We start from the raw sequence: 15,869 nt of genomic DNA on the forward strand, positions 1-15,869 counted from the left end.
TACAGACTCTTATCTAATAAAAACCGATCAACCCGGGCGGTTAAGCCAAGTCATTATTTATCACGTTATCAAGGTGCAGGTAACCCTCGGCAATAAACCGGGTGCCCGGCCTGCGCAGACGTGTAGCGTTCCCTTACATACTGGAAAGGAATCTTTAAATATGCCCTTTACCTCATGCCTCAACAAACTGGCGCCCCCTGCACTCTCAAACCCCGCCAGGCATACTGTTTGCGCCCACGCTGCCGAACATTTGCTTATTACAATAAGCCCTTACACGAACATGGAAGAAGGCGACCTTGTCGAGTTGTTCTGGGACGGTTGTTATGTCACGTCGCAACAACTTCACAAGGCCGACATCGGCCAGCCGGTGTTGTTAAGAGTGCCACAGAGTTTTATTCAAAATGGTACGGCACGCCTTTACTACCGGGTGATGCATATCGGCAGCAGCCCGGCTCTTTCTGCGCAACTTAAAATTTTTGTCAAACTTGACTGCCCTGGTGGCGAAGCCATCGGCGACGAAAACCAGGGCCTCGCCCCGCTCATTATCCCGGAACCCATCCAGCGTTACGGGGTGAATCACAGCCAGATGAAACGCGGCGTACCCGTGACCATCGAACCCTATCGCAACATGGCTTGCGATGATGCAATCACCCTGCTCTGGGGCGATGTGCGGCTGGACGTGCCCAAACTGCGCAAAGTGGATATCGACAAGCCCGTCAGCGTGTTCGTGCCCCCGCACATCATCCAGGAGGCCGGCGAAGCCCCCACCGTGGAAGTCACTTACTGTGTGATTGATCGCGTGGGCAACAATTCGCGCTGGGCGCCCGCACGGATGCTCAGAGTAGGCACGCCAAGACTCTACCTCAACCCGGCCCCACGGGAGGTGTTACGCGCCGCAGAACCACGGCCCAACTGGCGCCGCTAGCGGCGGACAAGCAATCGAATCATCTATTCATATTCCTAAAAGTTAGTTCTTTTAATTTTTATACTCGATTAGGGTATATGAACCGGACCACCGGACTCTCTACTTTTATCCGCGCCGCTCAAGCGGCGCTCCCATGAAACGTGAGGTAGGTATGGTCCGTAACACAATCACCCTTGTGCATAACGCCAGGGCATTGAGTGCAGCCAAGGAGCGGTACTGATGTCCAATTTGGCCAATGCACACCTGCAAAGCGACCAGGATGTCGCGCCTCTGTTGCTCGCAGCGCAGGTTCTGCGCACCGACAACGAAGCCCTTGAAGCCGCCCGTAAGCTGGCCGCCAGCGCCCGTGAACACGCGGCCAAGCGCGACCAGCAGCGCAAACTGCCCTGGTCGCTGATAGAAGAATTCACCCGTAGCGGGCTGGGAAGCATCTCCATTGCCCGGGAATTTGGTGGGCCGCAGGTGTCATTCGTGACCCTGGCCGAGGTGTTCGCAATCATCTCGGCTGCCGACCCGGCGCTGGGTCAGATACCGCAAAATCAGGTTGGCATTCTCAACCTGATTTCTGCCATCGCCACCCAACCGCAAAAAGAGCAGTTGTTCGCCAGCGTGCTGCAAGGCTGGCGCATCGGTAATGCCGGGCCGGAGCGCGGCAGTAAAAACACCCTTGATATGCAGGCTCGCATCAACGCTGATGGCGAAGATTTCGCTATCAGCGGCCAGAAGTTTTACTCCACCGGTGCACTGTTTGCCCACTGGATCGCGGTCAAGGCCCTCAATGACGACGGCAAACAGGTCATGGCCTTTGTACGCCGTGGCACCCCGGGGCTGCGGGTTGTGGATGACTGGTCCGGTTTTGGCCAGCGCACTACCGCCAGTGGCACCGTTTTGCTCAACAACGTGCGGGTTGAAGCCGAGCTGGTGCTCGATAACTGGCGCCTGGGCGAGACCCCGCATATTCAGGGCGCAGTGTCGCAACTGATCCAGGCGGCCATTGACCTGGGCATCGCCCGCGGCGCCATTGCCGACACCATCAGCTTTGTGCGCGAACGCTCACGGCCGTGGATCGACGCCAAGGTCGAGCGCAACAGCGATGACCCCTATGTGATTGCCGATATCGGCAAGTTGCATATTGAACTGCACGCCGCCGAAGCGTTGCTGCGCAAAGCCGGTCGCGTGCTCGATGAAGTCAGCGCTGCGCCGATCGACGCCGCCGCAGCTGCCCGCGCCTCGATCGCCGTAGCCGAAGCCAAGGTGCTGAGCACTGAGCTGTCATTGCTGGCCAGCGAAAAGCTGTTCGAACTGGCAGGTAGCCGCGCCAGCCTTGCCGAATTCAACCTTGATCGCCACTGGCGCAACGCCCGCGTCCACACACTGCATGACCCGGTGCGCTGGAAGTACCACGCCATCGGCGCTTATCGCCTCAATGGCACCCTGCCCGCCCGGCATTCCTGGATCTGACCCCGGAGACACCCATGTCACTGATATCCAAACAGGTCCCGGTTATCCACAGCGATGCCGAGGCCCTGAGCGTAGCGCGTGAACTGGCGGCACATTTCAAACGCGACAGCGCCCTGCGCGACCGCGAACGCCGCCTGCCTTTTGATGAGCTGGAGTTGTTTTCCCATACCGGCCTGTGGGGCATCAGCGTGCCCAAAGCCTACGGTGGCGCAGGCGTGTCCAATGTCACCCTGGCGCAAGTGATTGCGCTAATCGCCGCCGCTGACGCCTCGCTGGGGCAAATTCCGCAAAACCACTTTTATGCACTCGAAGTGCTGCGGGTCAATGGCAGCCACGAGCAAAAGCAGCGGCTCTATGGCGAAGTGTTGGCAGGGCAACGCTTTGGCAATGCCCTTGCTGAAATCGGCACCAAAACCGCCCATGAGCGCACCACCCACCTGGCCAAGGCCGAACACGGCTATCGCATTACCGGACGCAAGTTCTACGCCACCGGCGCACTCTATGCGCAACGTATTCCTACCTCCGTAGTTGACGATGCCGGTATCCAGCATTTGGCGTTTGTGCAGCGCGACAGTGATGGCCTGAGCGTGATAGACGACTGGAGCGGCTTTGGCCAGCGCACCACGGGCAGCGGCTCGGTGGTGTTCGACAACGTACTGGTCGCGGCACAAGATGTGATCCCGTTTCAAAGCGCCTTTGAGCGCCCGACCACGGTTGGCCCCCTGGCGCAGATACTGCACGCGGCCATCGACACCGGGATCGCCCGCGCCGCCTTTGAAGATGCGCTGAATTTTGTGCGCAGCAAAACCCGGCCCTGGATCGACGCCCCCAGCGCTATCGCCAGCGAAGACCCGCTGACCCTGAAAAGCTTCGGCCACCTGAGTGTGCGTTTGCATGCCGCCGAAGCCCTGCTTGAGCGCGCCGGGGAATTGCTCGACAGCGCCCAGACCAACCCCACGGCAAGCACCGTGGCCGCTGCTTCGATTGCCGTGGCCGAAGCGCGCGCCCTCAGCACCGAGATTTCCCTGGCTGCTGGCAGCACCCTGTTTGAACTGGCGGGCAGCCAGGCGACCCTGGCCGAGCACGGCCTCGACCGCCACTGGCGCAATGCCCGGGTCCACACCCTGCACGACCCGGTGCGCTGGAAGTACCACGCGGTGGGCAATTACTACCTCAACGATGCCAACCCGCCACTGCGGGGGACACTCTGATGAGTAAAAAGAAAATCCTCATCAATGCCTTCAACATGAACTGCATTGGCCATATCAACCATGGGTTGTGGACGCACCCACGGGACAACTCGACCACCTTCAACACCCTGGAGTACTGGACAGAACTGGCGCAATTGCTGGAGCGCGGTCTTTTTGACGGGCTGTTTATCGCCGACATCGTGGGCGTGTACGACGTGTATCAACAGTCGGTTGATGTGCCGCTCAAAGAAGCCATCCAGTTGCCGGTCAACGACCCGTTGCTACTGGTTTCGGCCATGGCCGCCGTCACCAAAAACCTCGGTTTTGGCCTGACCGCCAACCTGACCTACGAAACGCCGTATTTGTTCGCACGGCGCATGTCGACCCTTGACCACCTGACACGGGGCCGCGTGGGCTGGAACATCGTCACCGGCTACCTCGACAGCGCCGCCAAGGCCATGGGCCTGACCGAGCAAGTCGAACACGACCGCCGCTACGACCAGGCCGATGAGTACCTGCAGGTGCTGTACAAACTCTGGGAAGGCAGCTGGGAAAACGGCGCCGTGCTCAACGACCCGGTGCAGCGCGTCTATGCCCGGCCCGACAAAGTGCACAAGGTCAAACACGCTGGCGAGTTCTATCAGGTGGAGGGTTATCACCTCTGCGAGCCGTCACCGCAACGCACCCCGGTGCTGTTTCAGGCAGGCAGTTCGGATCGCGGCCTGGTGTTTGCCGGGCGCCACGCCGAGTGCGTGTTTATCAGCGGCCAGACCAAGGCGGCGACCAAAGCCCAGGTGGACAAGGTACGCGCCAGCGCCGTGGCTGCGGGGCGCAACCCGGACGATATCAAGCTGTTTATGGGCCTCAATGTGATCGTGGCACCAACCGAGGCCCAGGCCCGGGCCAAGCGTGATGAGTACCTGAGCTACGCCAGCCCGGAAGCCGGGGTGGCGCATTTCTCCAGCTCCACGGGCATTGATTTTGCCGATTACGAACTGGACGAACCCATCCAGTACGTGAAGAACAACGCCATCCAGTCGGCAACCAAGGTGCTGCAAAACAACGACTGGACTCGTCGCAAATTGCTGGAGCAGCACGCGCTGGGCGGGCGTTACATCACGTTGGTGGGCTCACCTGAGCAAGTGGCTGATGAACTGGAGTCGTGGATCGCAGAAACCGGCCTGGACGGCTTCAACCTGACCCGCATCGTCACCCCGGAAAGCTACGTCGACTTTATCGACCTGGTGGTGCCCGAGTTGCAGCGTCGGGGCTCCTACAAAACCGCTTATGACACCGGCAGCCTGCGGCAAAAACTGTTTGCGGACGGCGGTGCGCACTTGCCAGCACGCCATACCGGCGCTGCTTACAGACACACTGCGTGACTTTTCTTTTTTGTGGGAGCGGGCTTGCTCGCGATGGCATCACTGCAGTTTACCTGAGGCACTGCGTCGCCTGAATCGCGAGCAAGCCCGCTCCCACATTGCTCGAACTCAGACTCTTTGACAGGACACTGCTCATGAACAAAAAGCACGCACTGATTCTGGCCCTCGGGCTGCTCAGCGGTATTGCCCACGCAGCCGATAAACCACTCAAGGTTGGCACCACCGCAGCCTTCGCTATCCCGCTGGAAACCGCGGTGGCCGAGGCCGACAAGCAAGGGCTGAAAGTCGAACTGGTGGAGTTCACCGACTGGATCGCGCCCAATGTCAGCCTGGCCAGTGGCGATATCGATGTGAACTACTTCCAGCACATCCCGTTTCTGGAAAACGCCAAGGCCGCCGCCGGGTTTGATCTGGCGCCCTACGCCAAGGGCATCATCAATAACGTGGGCCTGTACTCGAAAAAATACAAAAGCCTCGACGCCCTGCCTGAAGGCGCCACCGTCGCCATCGCCAATGACCCGATCAACAGCGGCCGTGGCTTGCAACTGCTGGCCAAGGCCGGGTTGATTACCCTCAAGCCGGGCGTCGGCTACAAGGCGACGGAAGAAGACATCATCGCCAACCCGAAAAACATCAAGATCCTGCAAGTCGAGGCCGTGCAACTGGTACGCGCCTACGACGATGCCGACCTGGTGCAGGGCTACCCGGCCTATATCCGCCTGTCCAAGACCTTCGATGCCGAGTCGGCCTTGCTGTTCGACGGCATAGATCACCCGGAGTACGTGATCCAGTTCGTGATCCAGCCCAAGAACAAGGACGACCCGCGCCTGGCCAAGTTCATCGATATCTATCAGCACTCGCCTGTCGTCAAAGCCTCGCTGGATAAAACCTACGGCAACCTGTACCAGCCAGGCTGGGGAGGCTGATCATGAATGTGGCCATTGCTCGCGAGCGGCTCGATCAGCCGCAGCCCGGCGCGAACCACACCGAGCTGCACCCGGAACTGAGCCACGCCCATGTGCGTTTTATCGGGATCGGTAAAACCTATGACGGCCGCCAGGGCCCGGTGGAAGCCCTCAAGGGCATCGACCTGGCGATTCAGCGCGGGGAAATCTTCGGCATTATTGGCCGCAGCGGCGCCGGAAAATCGTCGCTGATTCGCACCATCAACCGCCTGGAGCAGCCCAGCAACGGGCGGATCCTGATTGATCAGGTGGATATCGCCGGTTTTGATGAAGACAAACTGGTCGCGTTGCGGCGCAAGATCGGCATGATCTTCCAGCACTTCAACCTGATGTCGGCCAAGACTGTGTGGCAGAACGTCGAACTGCCGCTCAAAGTGGCTGGCGTACCCAAGCTGCAACGCGAGCAGAAAGTCCGTGAACTGCTGGATCTGGTTGGCCTGCAGGGCAAGCACACGGCCTACCCGGCGCAACTCTCGGGTGGGCAAAAGCAGCGTGTGGGCATTGCCCGGGCGCTGGTTCATGACCCGGCGATTTTACTCTGTGACGAAGCCACCTCGGCGCTGGACCCGGAAACCACGCAGTCGATTCTCGGTTTGCTGCGTGAGATCAATCAGCGCCTGGGCCTGACCATCATCCTGATCACCCATGAAATGGCAGTGATCCGCGATATTTGTCACCGCGTGGTGGTACTGGAGCAAGGCCGGGTGGTCGAGCAAGGGCCGGTGTGGCAGGTGTTCGGTGACCCGCAGCACGAGGTCAGCAAAACCCTGCTCGCGCCCTTGCAGGATGCATTGCCCGAAGCCTTGCAGGGCCGTATCACGGCACAACCAGTCTCATCGCAATCAAGCGTGATCCTGCGCCTGCGCTTTACCGGTGGCCAGGCGCAAGAGCCCGATCTGGGTGCGCTATTCAGTGCCCTGGGCGGTCAGGTGCGACTGCTGCATGGCGGTGTTGAACAGATCCAGGGCCATGCCCTGGGCCAATTGCTGCTCAGCGTGACCAGCACCTCGCTGGGTGCGGACGAGCTGCGCAAACGCGCCGGACAATGGGCACAGCAGGTCGAGGTGGTGGGCTATGGGATTTGATCGTTTGTGGCAGGGGGTGATCGACACCTTCCTGATGGTAGGTGTTTCTTCGCTGATCGCCTTGATCCTGGGGATTCCGCTGGCGGTGATCCTGGTCACCAGCGGCAAGGGCGGGATTTATGAAGCCCCGACCCTTAACAAGGCATTGGGCGCTTTCGTAAACCTGTTTCGCTCAATCCCCTTTCTGATTTTGATGGTGGCCCTGATCCCGTTTACTCGCCTGATTGTCGGCACTACCTACGGCGTATGGGCTGCCGTCGTACCGTTGACCATCGCGGCTACCCCGTTTTTTGCACGAATTGCCGAAGTCAGCCTGCGCGAGGTTGATCACGGATTGATCGAAGCCGCCCAAGCCATGGGCTGCAAGCGTCATCACATCATCTGGCATGTGCTGTTACCCGAAGCCTTACCGGGCATAGTCGGCGGGTTTACCATCACCCTGGTGACGATGATCAACTCATCGGCCATGGCCGGGGCCATTGGCGCCGGCGGCCTGGGCGACATTGCCTACCGCTACGGCTATCAGCGCTTCGATTCGCAGGTAATGCTTACGGTGATCGTCTTGCTGGTGATTCTGGTGGCCGTGATTCAACTGGGCGGTGATCGCCTGGCTCTGGCACTGAACAAGCGCTGAGGTATAGTCGGCGGTCTTACTGCCGCCGACTGAGCCTGCGATGACCCTCGATCCAAAAACCCTCGAACAGATTGCTGCCACCACCCTTGGCCACTATCAACAGAGCGCCGAAGGCTTTCGTGAGGGCACCCGTGACCATGATGTCAGCCAGAATATCGACGCCCTGTTGCGCCATATTCAGTGCACGGCACCGTTTACCATTCTGGATTTTGGCTGCGGGCCGGGTCGTGACTTGCAAACCTTTACCCGCCTGGGGCATGTGGCAATCGGGCTGGACGGTACTGAGCGCTTTACCCAGATGGCTCGCGAAGACAGCGGCTGCGAGGTGTGGCACCAGGACTTTCTCAAGCTCGACCTGCCCGCGGAACGCTTCGACGGTATTTTCGCCAATGCCTCGCTGTTCCATGTGCCGACCCAGGAGCTGGGGCAAGTACTGGGCAAGCTGCACGCCAGCCTCAAGCCCGGTGGAGTACTGCTCAGCTCCAACCCCCGTGGCGACAACCGCGAAGGCTGGAACGGTGAGCGGTATGGGGCCTATCACGATCTTGAGAACTGGCGGATGATGCTGACGGCTGCCGGTTTTGTCGAGCTGGAGCATTACTATCGCCCGGCAGGTCTGCCCCGCGATCAGCAGCCGTGGCTGGTGAGTGTGTGGCGCAAACCCGGTAGCACCACCTGACTTTGTGGGAGCGGGCTTGCTCGCGATGGCAGCACTGCGGACATACAGACAAACCGCGTCGATCCAATCGCGAGCAAGCCCGCTCCCACAGAAGGGGGTGGGGTGTGTTCCAGTGGGGTTAACCAAAGAACCAGTAGCACACCGCAATTGCCGCCACCACGCCAGCAAACTCGGCCAGCAAGGCGCAGCCCACCGCATGCCGGGCACGCTGGATGCCTACGGCGCCAAAGTACACTGCCAGCACATAGAAAGTAGTTTCAGTACTGCCCTGCACCGTTGCCGCTACCAGCGCCGGAAAGCTGTCCACACCCTGGGTCTGCATGGTTTCGATCAACAGCGCCCGCGCCGCACTGCCCGAGAAGGGTTTGACCATCGCCGTTGGCAGCGCGTCAACAAAACGGGTGTCCCAGCCCAGCCACTCGACCACATGACGAATGCCGTCCAGGCCAAAGTCCAGCGCCCCGGAAGCACGCAGCACGCCCACCGCGCAAAGCATCGCCACCAGATACGGCAGCAGGTTTTTCGCCACATCGAAGCCTTCTTTGGCCCCTTCGACAAACGCCTCATAAACCTTGACCTTGCGCAGCGCGCCAATCACCAAAAACAGCATGATCAGCCCGAACAGCGTCAGGTTGCCAAGGATCGACGACAGGCTGGCCAACGCTGTGGCCGACAGGGTCGCCAGCAGCGCCATAAACCCACCGAGGATCAACGCACCCGGCACCAGATACGCCAGTACCACCGGGTCCCACAGGCGCAAGCGCTGCACAATGGCCACCGAGAGCAGCCCGACCAGGGTCGAGGCGCTGGTCGCCAGCAGGATCGGCAGGAACACCAGCGTCGGGTCAGGAGCCCCTTGCTGGGCGCGGTACATAAAGATCGTCACCGGCAGCAAGGTCAGGGATGAGGCGTTGAGCACCAGAAACAGGATCTGTGCATTGCTCGCACTGGTCGGGCTCGGGTTGAGTTCCTGCAGCGCGCGCATGGCCTTCAAGCCAATCGGCGTGGCAGCGTTATCCAGACCCAGGCCGTTGGCGGCGAAGTTCAGGGTGATAAAGCCCAGCGCCGGGTGACCGGGCGGGACTTCCGGCATCAGGCGCTTGAACAGTGGCCCCAGCGCCTTGCCCAGCCAGTCGACAATCCCGGCTTTTTCGGCAATGCGCAGAAAACCCAGCCACAGGGTCAGGGTGCCAAACAGCAGGACCATCACTTCGACCGACAACTTGGCCATGGCGAAGATGCTTTCCACGATCGCGGAGAAGATCCCGGCATTGCCCCCCACCAGCCATTGGGCGAGCGCCGACACCATTGCGACGACGAAAAAGCTGAGCCATAGGCCGTTGAGCATCGAGAAGACTCCTGGAAGATGGGGCGAATGATAGCGGCCAAGGCCCGGAAACAACAAACCCCGGACCAGGCCGGGGTTTGTGGGAGTGAAGTTGCCGGGGCGATTACTCGCCTTTTGGCAGGGCTTCCTTGCTGCGCCAGTGCGGCAGCGAGTTCCAGTAGCGCTCGCCCTTGGCGTTGTCGTACATGCCTTCCCAACGCGAGATTACCAGTACCGCCAGGGCGTTACCGATAACGTTCAGGGCAGTACGGGCCATGTCCATCACGCGGTCAACACCGGCGATAAAGGCCAGGCCTTCCAGCGGAATGCCGACGCTGCCCAGGGTAGCCAGCAGTACCACGAAGGACACGCCCGGCACACCGGCGATGCCTTTAGAGGTCACCATCAGGGTCAGTACCAGCAGCAATTGCTGGCTGATCGACAGGTCGATGCCATACAGCTGGGCAATAAAGATCGCCGCGATGCTCTGGTACAGGGTCGAACCATCAAGGTTGAACGAGTAGCCGGTCGGTACTACGAAACTGCAGATCGCTTTCGGGCAACCGTAGGCTTCCATCTTCTCGATCACGCGCGGCAGCACGGTTTCAGAGCTGGCGGTGGAGTAAGCCAGTACCAACTCATCCTTGAAGATGCGGATCAGCTTGAACACGGAGAAGCCAAACAGCTTGGCAATCAGGCCCAGCACTGCAACGGCGAAGAACAGGATCGCGCCGTAAACCAGTACAACCAGCTTGGCCAATGGCACCAGGGAGGCGAAACCGAAGTTGGCGACGGTCACGGCGATCAGGGCAAACACACCGATTGGCGCGTAGTTCATGATCATGTGAGTGACTTTGAACATCGACTCGGACACGCCCTGGAAGGTTTTCACCAGCGGGTCGCGCAGTTCGGCGTTCAGGCTCGACAGACCGAGACCGAACAATACCGAGAAGAAGATGATCGGCAGCATCTCACCGCGAGCCATGGCCGCGAAGATGTTCGATGGAATCAGGTTGAGGATGGTCTCGATAAACGCATGTTCGTGCGTTACTTCAGCAGCAGTGGCTGCGTATTTGGAGATATCCACCGTGCCCAGGGTGCTCATGTCAATCCCGGCACCGGGTTGGAACACGTTGGCCAGCACCAGGCCGACCAGAATCGCGATGGTGGTGACCACCTCGAAGTAAATGATGGTTTTAAAACCGATACGACCGAGTTTCTTCGCATCCCCCACGCCTGCAATCCCGACAACCAGTGAAGAAATCACGATTGGGATTACGATCATCTTGATCAGACGGATAAAGATATCGCCGGCAGGTTGCAGAACGTTACTGATCCACCAGGCCTTTTCAGCACTGAAATGGTTGAGCAGCGCGCCGATTGCAATCCCGAGGACCAGACCAATCAGGATCTGCCAGGCGAGGCTAAGTTTTGCCTTCTTCATGTCATTACCCTTACTTCAAGTGGACTCGGGCACAGGCTCGGACTAGAGCGCTCGAAAGCGCAAAAACCAAAAACCTGTACCCCCGTAGAAGGTCGCCCAAACCGAGCCAGAAAGGCTCTTTGGCAGGCGAAAAAAGGCGCAACTATTCCCATGCAGGAGGTGGCCGTCTAATGCCGTAAACGCCTACCCTATGCCGAATCGGCATGGGTTTTGTCCGACAAGACCTTAAATCGCCCCTACTGCGATTCCACAGAATAGACGACATAAGTGCCGTAGACCGGCTGTTTCAAGGTCATTTTGGCCAGGGAGGGGGTGGCATAAAGCCGCTTATATCCAAGAAATATCCGACAACACAAATCAGATATAAGTACGGGCTATTTTTCTCTTTGGCGATATACGGTCGACGTTTCGAAGCACCGTTCAGGCCACATTTGTTTTTAAAAAAATGAACCCTGATAAGGCATTACGCATGCAGGGAATGTTCTTCAGGCACAAAAAAACCAAGGTAAAACCTTGGCAGCGCCACTCTCTGTAACCGGTTTCATCCCCCACGGTCGCCGCCCGATAACGGAGCAGCAACCGTTGCCTTAAAGGAGGGGGTGAGCATCTCTAGCCTCGACCGCGGCGACCGAAGATAAAGGAAACCACAAACATCACCAGGAACACGACAAAGAGGATCTTGGCGATACCGGTCGCGGTGCCCGCAATACCACCAAAACCCAGTACTGCAGCGATGATGGCGATAATCAGGAAGGTAATAGCCCAACTTAACATGGTGATTCTCCTTATTACTGTGGGAAACAGGGTGCTGACAAGGGTGAGTCTCGAAGCCCGATCAGGGCCTCAAGGTTGTGAACACTCAAAACACCCAGCGTTCCGGCAGAGGCTGGGTGTTGGCTATCTGGGTTTCGTCCGAGGCTGCCAGCGCATACTGGCCAGAGCCTTCAGCGACTGATCCGAATGACTTGAAATGCTGTTGTGGGGCGGCGGAGTGCAGAGCCGTGGTTACGGGCTGCGAGGTCGACTCCCAACGTGCCCACTGCTGACCACCGATCAAGGTCACCGACAACGCCAGGCTGGCAAACAGGCCCTGTTGCAGATGCAATGACGTAACGCGCATGTTGGAGAATTGTTGACGATTCATGTTCAAACTCCTGCCACCCGGTGGTCAATGTGAGGTATCTGTACAAGGGTAATTGCAGGGGCCGTGCCAGTTTTTAAATCAACAAAAAATACATATAAATCAATATGTTATGTATTTATTAAGATAGATTTTACGCGCATCCTGCACGATGCCCGGCCAGCGGGTCGTGCGTTCTGCACGATCCTGTGGGCAAAACCTGTAGTCGCTGCCGCAGGCTGCGATAGACCTCGCAGGCAACATAAGGCTCGACCTCATACAGAGTGACTACGTCGAAGTGGGGCACTACCCCCTCGCAGCCTTCGGCAGCGACTACAACGCAAATAGATACTCCTGCCGAATTCAACCCAAACATCTTCAAAATCAGCCAGTTACTCCATGCAGCCCAACGCCTTCGGTGCTAGCCTCGCAATCAATCCGAAAAATCATGCAACTTGCCCGATTATTCCGACACTAACCAAGAACCCATATAAAGGAACGTAGGAAATGGAGTCAGCCAAAGAGCAACAGGGCCGCATTCTGCTGGTCGACGATGAGTCCGCCATCCTGCGTACATTCCGCTACTGCCTCGAAGACGAGGGTTACACCGTCGCCACCGCCAACAGCGCGGCCCAGGCTGACGCGCTGCTGCAACGCCAGGTGTTCGACCTGTGTTTCCTCGACCTGCGCCTTGGCGAGGACAACGGCCTGGATGTGCTGGCCCAGATGCGTATTCAAGCGCCGTGGATGCGCGTGGTGATTGTCACCGCCCACTCGGCTGTGGACACCGCGGTTGATGCGATCCAGGCCGGTGCCGCCGACTATCTGGTCAAACCCTGCAGCCCGGACCAGTTGCGCCTGGCCACGGCCAAGCAACTGGAAGTCCGTCAGCTGTCTGCCCGCCTTGAAGCCCTGGAAGGTGAAGTGCGCAAACCCAAGGACGGGCTGGATTCCCACAGCCCGGCCATGATGGCGGTGCTGGAGACCGCCCGCCAGGTTGCTGGCACCGATGCCAATATCCTCATTCTCGGCGAGTCGGGTACCGGTAAAGGCGAGCTGGCCCGGGCCATTCACGGCTGGAGCAAACGTGCGAAAAAGTCCTGCGTAACGATCAACTGCCCGTCCTTGACCGCCGAGTTGATGGAAAGCGAGCTGTTTGGCCATACCCGCGGCGCCTTTACCGGGGCCAGCGAAAGCACCCTGGGCCGAGTCAATCAGGCCGACGGCGGTACATTGTTCCTGGATGAAATCGGCGATTTCCCGCTGGCATTGCAGCCAAAACTGCTGCGCTTTATTCAGGACAAGGAATACGAGCGCGTCGGCGACCCCGTGACCCGTCGTGCCGATGTGCGGATTCTGGCGGCCACCAACCTCAACCTCGAAGATATGGTGCGCGATGGCCGTTTCCGTGAGGACCTGCTCTACCGCCTGAATGTAATCACCCTGCACCTGCCGCCGCTGCGCGAGCGCAGTGAGGATATCCTGACCCTGGCCGATCGTTTTCTGGCCCGCTTCGTCAAGGAGTACGCCCGCCCTGCCCGAGGCTTCAGCGAAGAGGCCCGCCTGGCCCTGGCCAATTACCGCTGGCCGGGCAATATCCGTGAACTGCGCAACGTGGTTGAGCGCGCGAGCATTATTTGCCCCCAGGAAGTGGTCGAAGTCAGCCATCTGGGCATGGCCGAGCAAACCACTCCCAATGCCCCGCGCATTGGCGCTGCACTGAGCCTCGACCAGTTGGAAAAAGCTCATATCGGCGCTGTTCTGGCCACCAGCGAAACCCTGGATCAGGCAGCAAAAACCTTGGGCATCGATGCCTCGACGCTGTACCGCAAACGTAAGCAGTACAACCTGTGAGCATCCGATGAAACTTGCGATCAAGCTGCGTACCCGTCTATTCCTGAGCATTTCGGCGCTGATTACGGTGGCGCTGTTGGGTCTGTTGCTTGGTGTCGTCAGCGTGATGCAAATGGCCAAGAGCCAGGAGGCGCTGATCCGCAACAACTTCATCAGCCTCGATCTGGGCCTGAAGCTGCGTCAGTCCCTGGGTGACCAGTTGATCCTGATGTTGCGCAACGAGCCCGATCCGCAGGCACTGCAGGCATCGGCCCGGGAGTACATGGCACTGCTGGATGAAGGCATTGCGCATGAGCGCAAAAACGAGCTGCACAGCGGCTTTGCCCAGGCGCGGGAAGACTACGACAAGTTTTTGCAGGCCTTCCACAAAGCCAATAGCGCAGCACTGAACCTGAGTAATGACAACGAGCTTTCGAGCCGTTTCAACCAGCTGCGCAACGGCCTGATCACCGAGCACCGCCGAGCACTGGACACCATCTATGCGGCACAGTCTGCGGCCCGCGATCGTGCCCTGATTATCGCGGCCTTGTTGGGCCTGGTCGGCCTTGCGGTGCTGATCATCGGCTTTATTACTGCCCACGGCATTGCCCGGCGTTTTGGCGCGCCGATCGAGGCGCTGGCTAAAGCGGCCGACAATATAGGCAAGGGCAACTTCGAGGTGGTGTTACCCCTTTCATCGGCCACAGAAATGAACCTGCTGACCCGGCGCTTCGGCATCATGGCCGAGGCTTTGCGTCAGCATCAGGCAACCAATATTGACGAGCTGCTGGCGGGCCAGCAGCGTCTCCAGGCGGTACTCGACAGTATCGATGACGGCTTGTTGATGATCGACCAGCAAGGCCGTCTTGAGCATTTGAACCCGGTGGCACAGCGCCAACTGGGCTCGGACGAGAGCCGTCTGGGGCAGCCTTTGGGCGAAGCCTTGCAACGCCCTGAGCTCGACCAGCAACTGCTGACGGTGCTGCGCGGTGGCAACCTTGAGCGGTTGCCGGAGGACTTGAGCGTCGATATAGAAGGCGAAACTCGCCTGCTGACCTACAGTCTGACTCCGGTCAGCCAGCCTAAAGGGCCGATTCTCGGTGCGGTGATGGTGCTGCATGACGTGACCGAACAACGGGCCTTTGAGCGTGTACGCAGCGAATTCGTACTGCGTGCCTCCCATGAGTTGCGCACCCCGGTCACAGGCATGCATATGGCGTTTGGCTTGTTTCTGGAACGTGCGAAATTTGACCCGCTGTCCCGTGAAACCGACTTGCTCAACACCGTCAACGAAGAAATGCAGCGCCTGATGCAGTTGATCAATGACCTGTTGAACTTCTCCCGCTACCAGAACGGCATGCAAAAGCTGACCCTGGCGCCCTGCAATGTTCAGCAAATGCTCGAAGACGCTCGCGCCCGCTTCGCCGAGCGTGCGCAGAGCAGAAATATAGAGCTGCTGGTAGAGCTGCAACCGCCGTTGCCGGTTTTGAATGCCGACCAGGTCCAGCTGGAGCGAGTGCTGGACAACCTGCTGGATAACGCCTTGCGCCATACCGCCAGCGGCGGGCAAATCCGCCTGCAGGCCCGTCGTCATGGCGAGCGGGTAATTATCAGTGTCGAAGACAATGGCGAAGGCATCGCCTATAGCCAGCAGGGGCGGATATTTGAGCCCTTTGTGCAAGTGGGGCGCAAAAAGGGCGGTGCCGGTCTTGGGTTGGCACTGTGCAAGGAGATCGTGCAACTGCACGGCGGGCGCATCGGGGTGTACTCACGGCCCGGGCAAGGCACGCAGTTTTATATGGCCCTGCCGTTGGTGTAGCTGGC

14 protein-coding genes are annotated in these 15,869 nt (G+C 59.1%); 10 read left to right on the top strand and 4 right to left on the bottom strand.

The features are described 5' to 3' along the window. Positions 1 to 160 precede the first annotated feature (160 nt). From ACZRMH_RS01285 to ACZRMH_RS01320, 8 genes are all read left to right on the top strand, one after another. Positions 161 to 925 carry a hypothetical protein gene (locus ACZRMH_RS01285; protein ID WP_464011953.1) on the top strand — a complete coding sequence of 255 codons (765 nt, stop codon included), beginning with the start codon at positions 161 to 163 and terminating at the stop codon, positions 923 to 925. 219 nt (positions 926 to 1,144) lie between these two features. Beyond that, the gene (locus tag ACZRMH_RS01290) at positions 1,145 to 2,386 is read left to right on the top strand and encodes an SfnB family sulfur acquisition oxidoreductase (RefSeq protein ID WP_464011805.1); all 1,242 of its coding nucleotides are present in this window, start codon (positions 1,145 to 1,147) and stop codon (positions 2,384 to 2,386) included. A gap of 14 nt (positions 2,387 to 2,400) precedes the next feature. Beyond that, positions 2,401 to 3,597 carry an SfnB family sulfur acquisition oxidoreductase gene (locus tag ACZRMH_RS01295; RefSeq protein ID WP_464011806.1) on the top strand — a complete coding sequence of 399 codons (1,197 nt, stop codon included), beginning with the start codon at positions 2,401 to 2,403 and terminating at the stop codon, positions 3,595 to 3,597. Continuing rightward, positions 3,597 to 4,958 carry an LLM class flavin-dependent oxidoreductase gene (locus ACZRMH_RS01300; RefSeq protein WP_464011807.1) on the top strand — a complete coding sequence of 454 codons (1,362 nt, stop codon included), beginning with the start codon at positions 3,597 to 3,599 and terminating at the stop codon, positions 4,956 to 4,958. Before ACZRMH_RS01295 ends, ACZRMH_RS01300 begins: the two co-directional genes overlap by 1 nt. A 134-nt stretch (positions 4,959 to 5,092) precedes the next feature. Then, a complete protein-coding gene (locus ACZRMH_RS01305; protein WP_464011808.1) occupies positions 5,093 to 5,884 on the top strand; it encodes a MetQ/NlpA family ABC transporter substrate-binding protein in 792 nt (263 codons plus the stop codon). A gap of 2 nt (positions 5,885 to 5,886) precedes the next feature. Continuing rightward, complete coding sequence (locus ACZRMH_RS01310) at positions 5,887 to 7,008, top strand: methionine ABC transporter ATP-binding protein (protein WP_464011809.1); 1,122 nt, start codon at positions 5,887 to 5,889, stop codon at positions 7,006 to 7,008. After that, the gene (locus tag ACZRMH_RS01315) at positions 6,998 to 7,642 is read left to right on the top strand and encodes a methionine ABC transporter permease (protein ID WP_261740514.1); all 645 of its coding nucleotides are present in this window, start codon (positions 6,998 to 7,000) and stop codon (positions 7,640 to 7,642) included. Before ACZRMH_RS01310 ends, ACZRMH_RS01315 begins: the two co-directional genes overlap by 11 nt. A gap of 40 nt (positions 7,643 to 7,682) precedes the next feature. Continuing rightward, complete coding sequence (locus ACZRMH_RS01320; protein WP_464011810.1) at positions 7,683 to 8,321, top strand: class I SAM-dependent methyltransferase; 639 nt, start codon at positions 7,683 to 7,685, stop codon at positions 8,319 to 8,321. A 118-nt stretch (positions 8,322 to 8,439) separates the two neighbouring features. Here ACZRMH_RS01320 and ACZRMH_RS01325 read toward each other — a convergent pair whose 3' ends face one another. The 4 genes from ACZRMH_RS01325 to ACZRMH_RS01340 all read right to left on the bottom strand — a co-directional run bounded on the left by ACZRMH_RS01325 (position 8,440) and on the right by ACZRMH_RS01340 (position 12,236). Further along, the gene (locus ACZRMH_RS01325) at positions 8,440 to 9,669 is read right to left on the bottom strand and encodes a nucleoside recognition domain-containing protein (protein WP_464011811.1); all 1,230 of its coding nucleotides are present in this window, start codon (positions 9,667 to 9,669) and stop codon (positions 8,440 to 8,442) included. Between the two features lie 103 nt (positions 9,670 to 9,772). Further along, positions 9,773 to 11,092 carry a glutamate/aspartate:proton symporter GltP gene (gene gltP, locus ACZRMH_RS01330; RefSeq protein WP_464011812.1) on the bottom strand — a complete coding sequence of 440 codons (1,320 nt, stop codon included), beginning with the start codon at positions 11,090 to 11,092 and terminating at the stop codon, positions 9,773 to 9,775. A 609-nt stretch (positions 11,093 to 11,701) separates the two neighbouring features. Then, the gene (locus tag ACZRMH_RS01335; protein ID WP_019828122.1) at positions 11,702 to 11,866 is read right to left on the bottom strand and encodes a DUF1328 domain-containing protein; all 165 of its coding nucleotides are present in this window, start codon (positions 11,864 to 11,866) and stop codon (positions 11,702 to 11,704) included. A gap of 85 nt (positions 11,867 to 11,951) precedes the next feature. Next, positions 11,952 to 12,236, bottom strand: coding sequence for a hypothetical protein (locus tag ACZRMH_RS01340; RefSeq protein WP_464011813.1), 285 nt, complete (start codon positions 12,234 to 12,236; stop codon positions 11,952 to 11,954). A gap of 483 nt (positions 12,237 to 12,719) precedes the next feature. Here ACZRMH_RS01340 and algB point away from each other — a divergent pair, with 483 nt between their 5' ends. Together algB and ACZRMH_RS01350 are read left to right on the top strand one after the other, a co-directional pair. Next, entirely contained in the window at positions 12,720 to 14,066 is a 1,347-nt protein-coding gene (algB, locus tag ACZRMH_RS01345) for a sigma-54-dependent response regulator transcription factor AlgB (protein ID WP_464011814.1), read from the top strand. A gap of 7 nt (positions 14,067 to 14,073) precedes the next feature. After that, the gene (locus tag ACZRMH_RS01350; RefSeq protein ID WP_464011815.1) at positions 14,074 to 15,864 is read left to right on the top strand and encodes a KinB sensor domain-containing domain; all 1,791 of its coding nucleotides are present in this window, start codon (positions 14,074 to 14,076) and stop codon (positions 15,862 to 15,864) included. Positions 15,865 to 15,869 lie beyond the last annotated feature (5 nt).

The sequence above is a fragment of the Pseudomonas sp. B414 genome, assembly GCF_055408445.1.

Coding starts and splice junctions, on each gene's coding strand:
- ACZRMH_RS01285 (WP_464011953.1), top strand. CDS start 161: ATGCCCTTTACCTCATGCCTCAACAAACTGGCGCCCCCTGCACTCTCA.
- ACZRMH_RS01290 (WP_464011805.1), top strand. CDS start 1,145: ATGTCCAATTTGGCCAATGCACACCTGCAAAGCGACCAGGATGTCGCG.
- ACZRMH_RS01295 (WP_464011806.1), top strand. CDS start 2,401: ATGTCACTGATATCCAAACAGGTCCCGGTTATCCACAGCGATGCCGAG.
- ACZRMH_RS01300 (WP_464011807.1), top strand. CDS start 3,597: ATGAGTAAAAAGAAAATCCTCATCAATGCCTTCAACATGAACTGCATT.
- ACZRMH_RS01305 (WP_464011808.1), top strand. CDS start 5,093: ATGAACAAAAAGCACGCACTGATTCTGGCCCTCGGGCTGCTCAGCGGT.
- ACZRMH_RS01310 (WP_464011809.1), top strand. CDS start 5,887: ATGAATGTGGCCATTGCTCGCGAGCGGCTCGATCAGCCGCAGCCCGGC.
- ACZRMH_RS01315 (WP_261740514.1), top strand. CDS start 6,998: ATGGGATTTGATCGTTTGTGGCAGGGGGTGATCGACACCTTCCTGATG.
- ACZRMH_RS01320 (WP_464011810.1), top strand. CDS start 7,683: ATGACCCTCGATCCAAAAACCCTCGAACAGATTGCTGCCACCACCCTT.
- ACZRMH_RS01325 (WP_464011811.1), bottom strand. CDS start 9,669: ATGCTCAACGGCCTATGGCTCAGCTTTTTCGTCGTCGCAATGGTGTCG.
- gltP (WP_464011812.1), bottom strand. CDS start 11,092: ATGAAGAAGGCAAAACTTAGCCTCGCCTGGCAGATCCTGATTGGTCTG.
- ACZRMH_RS01335 (WP_019828122.1), bottom strand. CDS start 11,866: ATGTTAAGTTGGGCTATTACCTTCCTGATTATCGCCATCATCGCTGCA.
- ACZRMH_RS01340 (WP_464011813.1), bottom strand. CDS start 12,236: ATGAATCGTCAACAATTCTCCAACATGCGCGTTACGTCATTGCATCTG.
- algB (WP_464011814.1), top strand. CDS start 12,720: ATGGAGTCAGCCAAAGAGCAACAGGGCCGCATTCTGCTGGTCGACGAT.
- ACZRMH_RS01350 (WP_464011815.1), top strand. CDS start 14,074: ATGAAACTTGCGATCAAGCTGCGTACCCGTCTATTCCTGAGCATTTCG.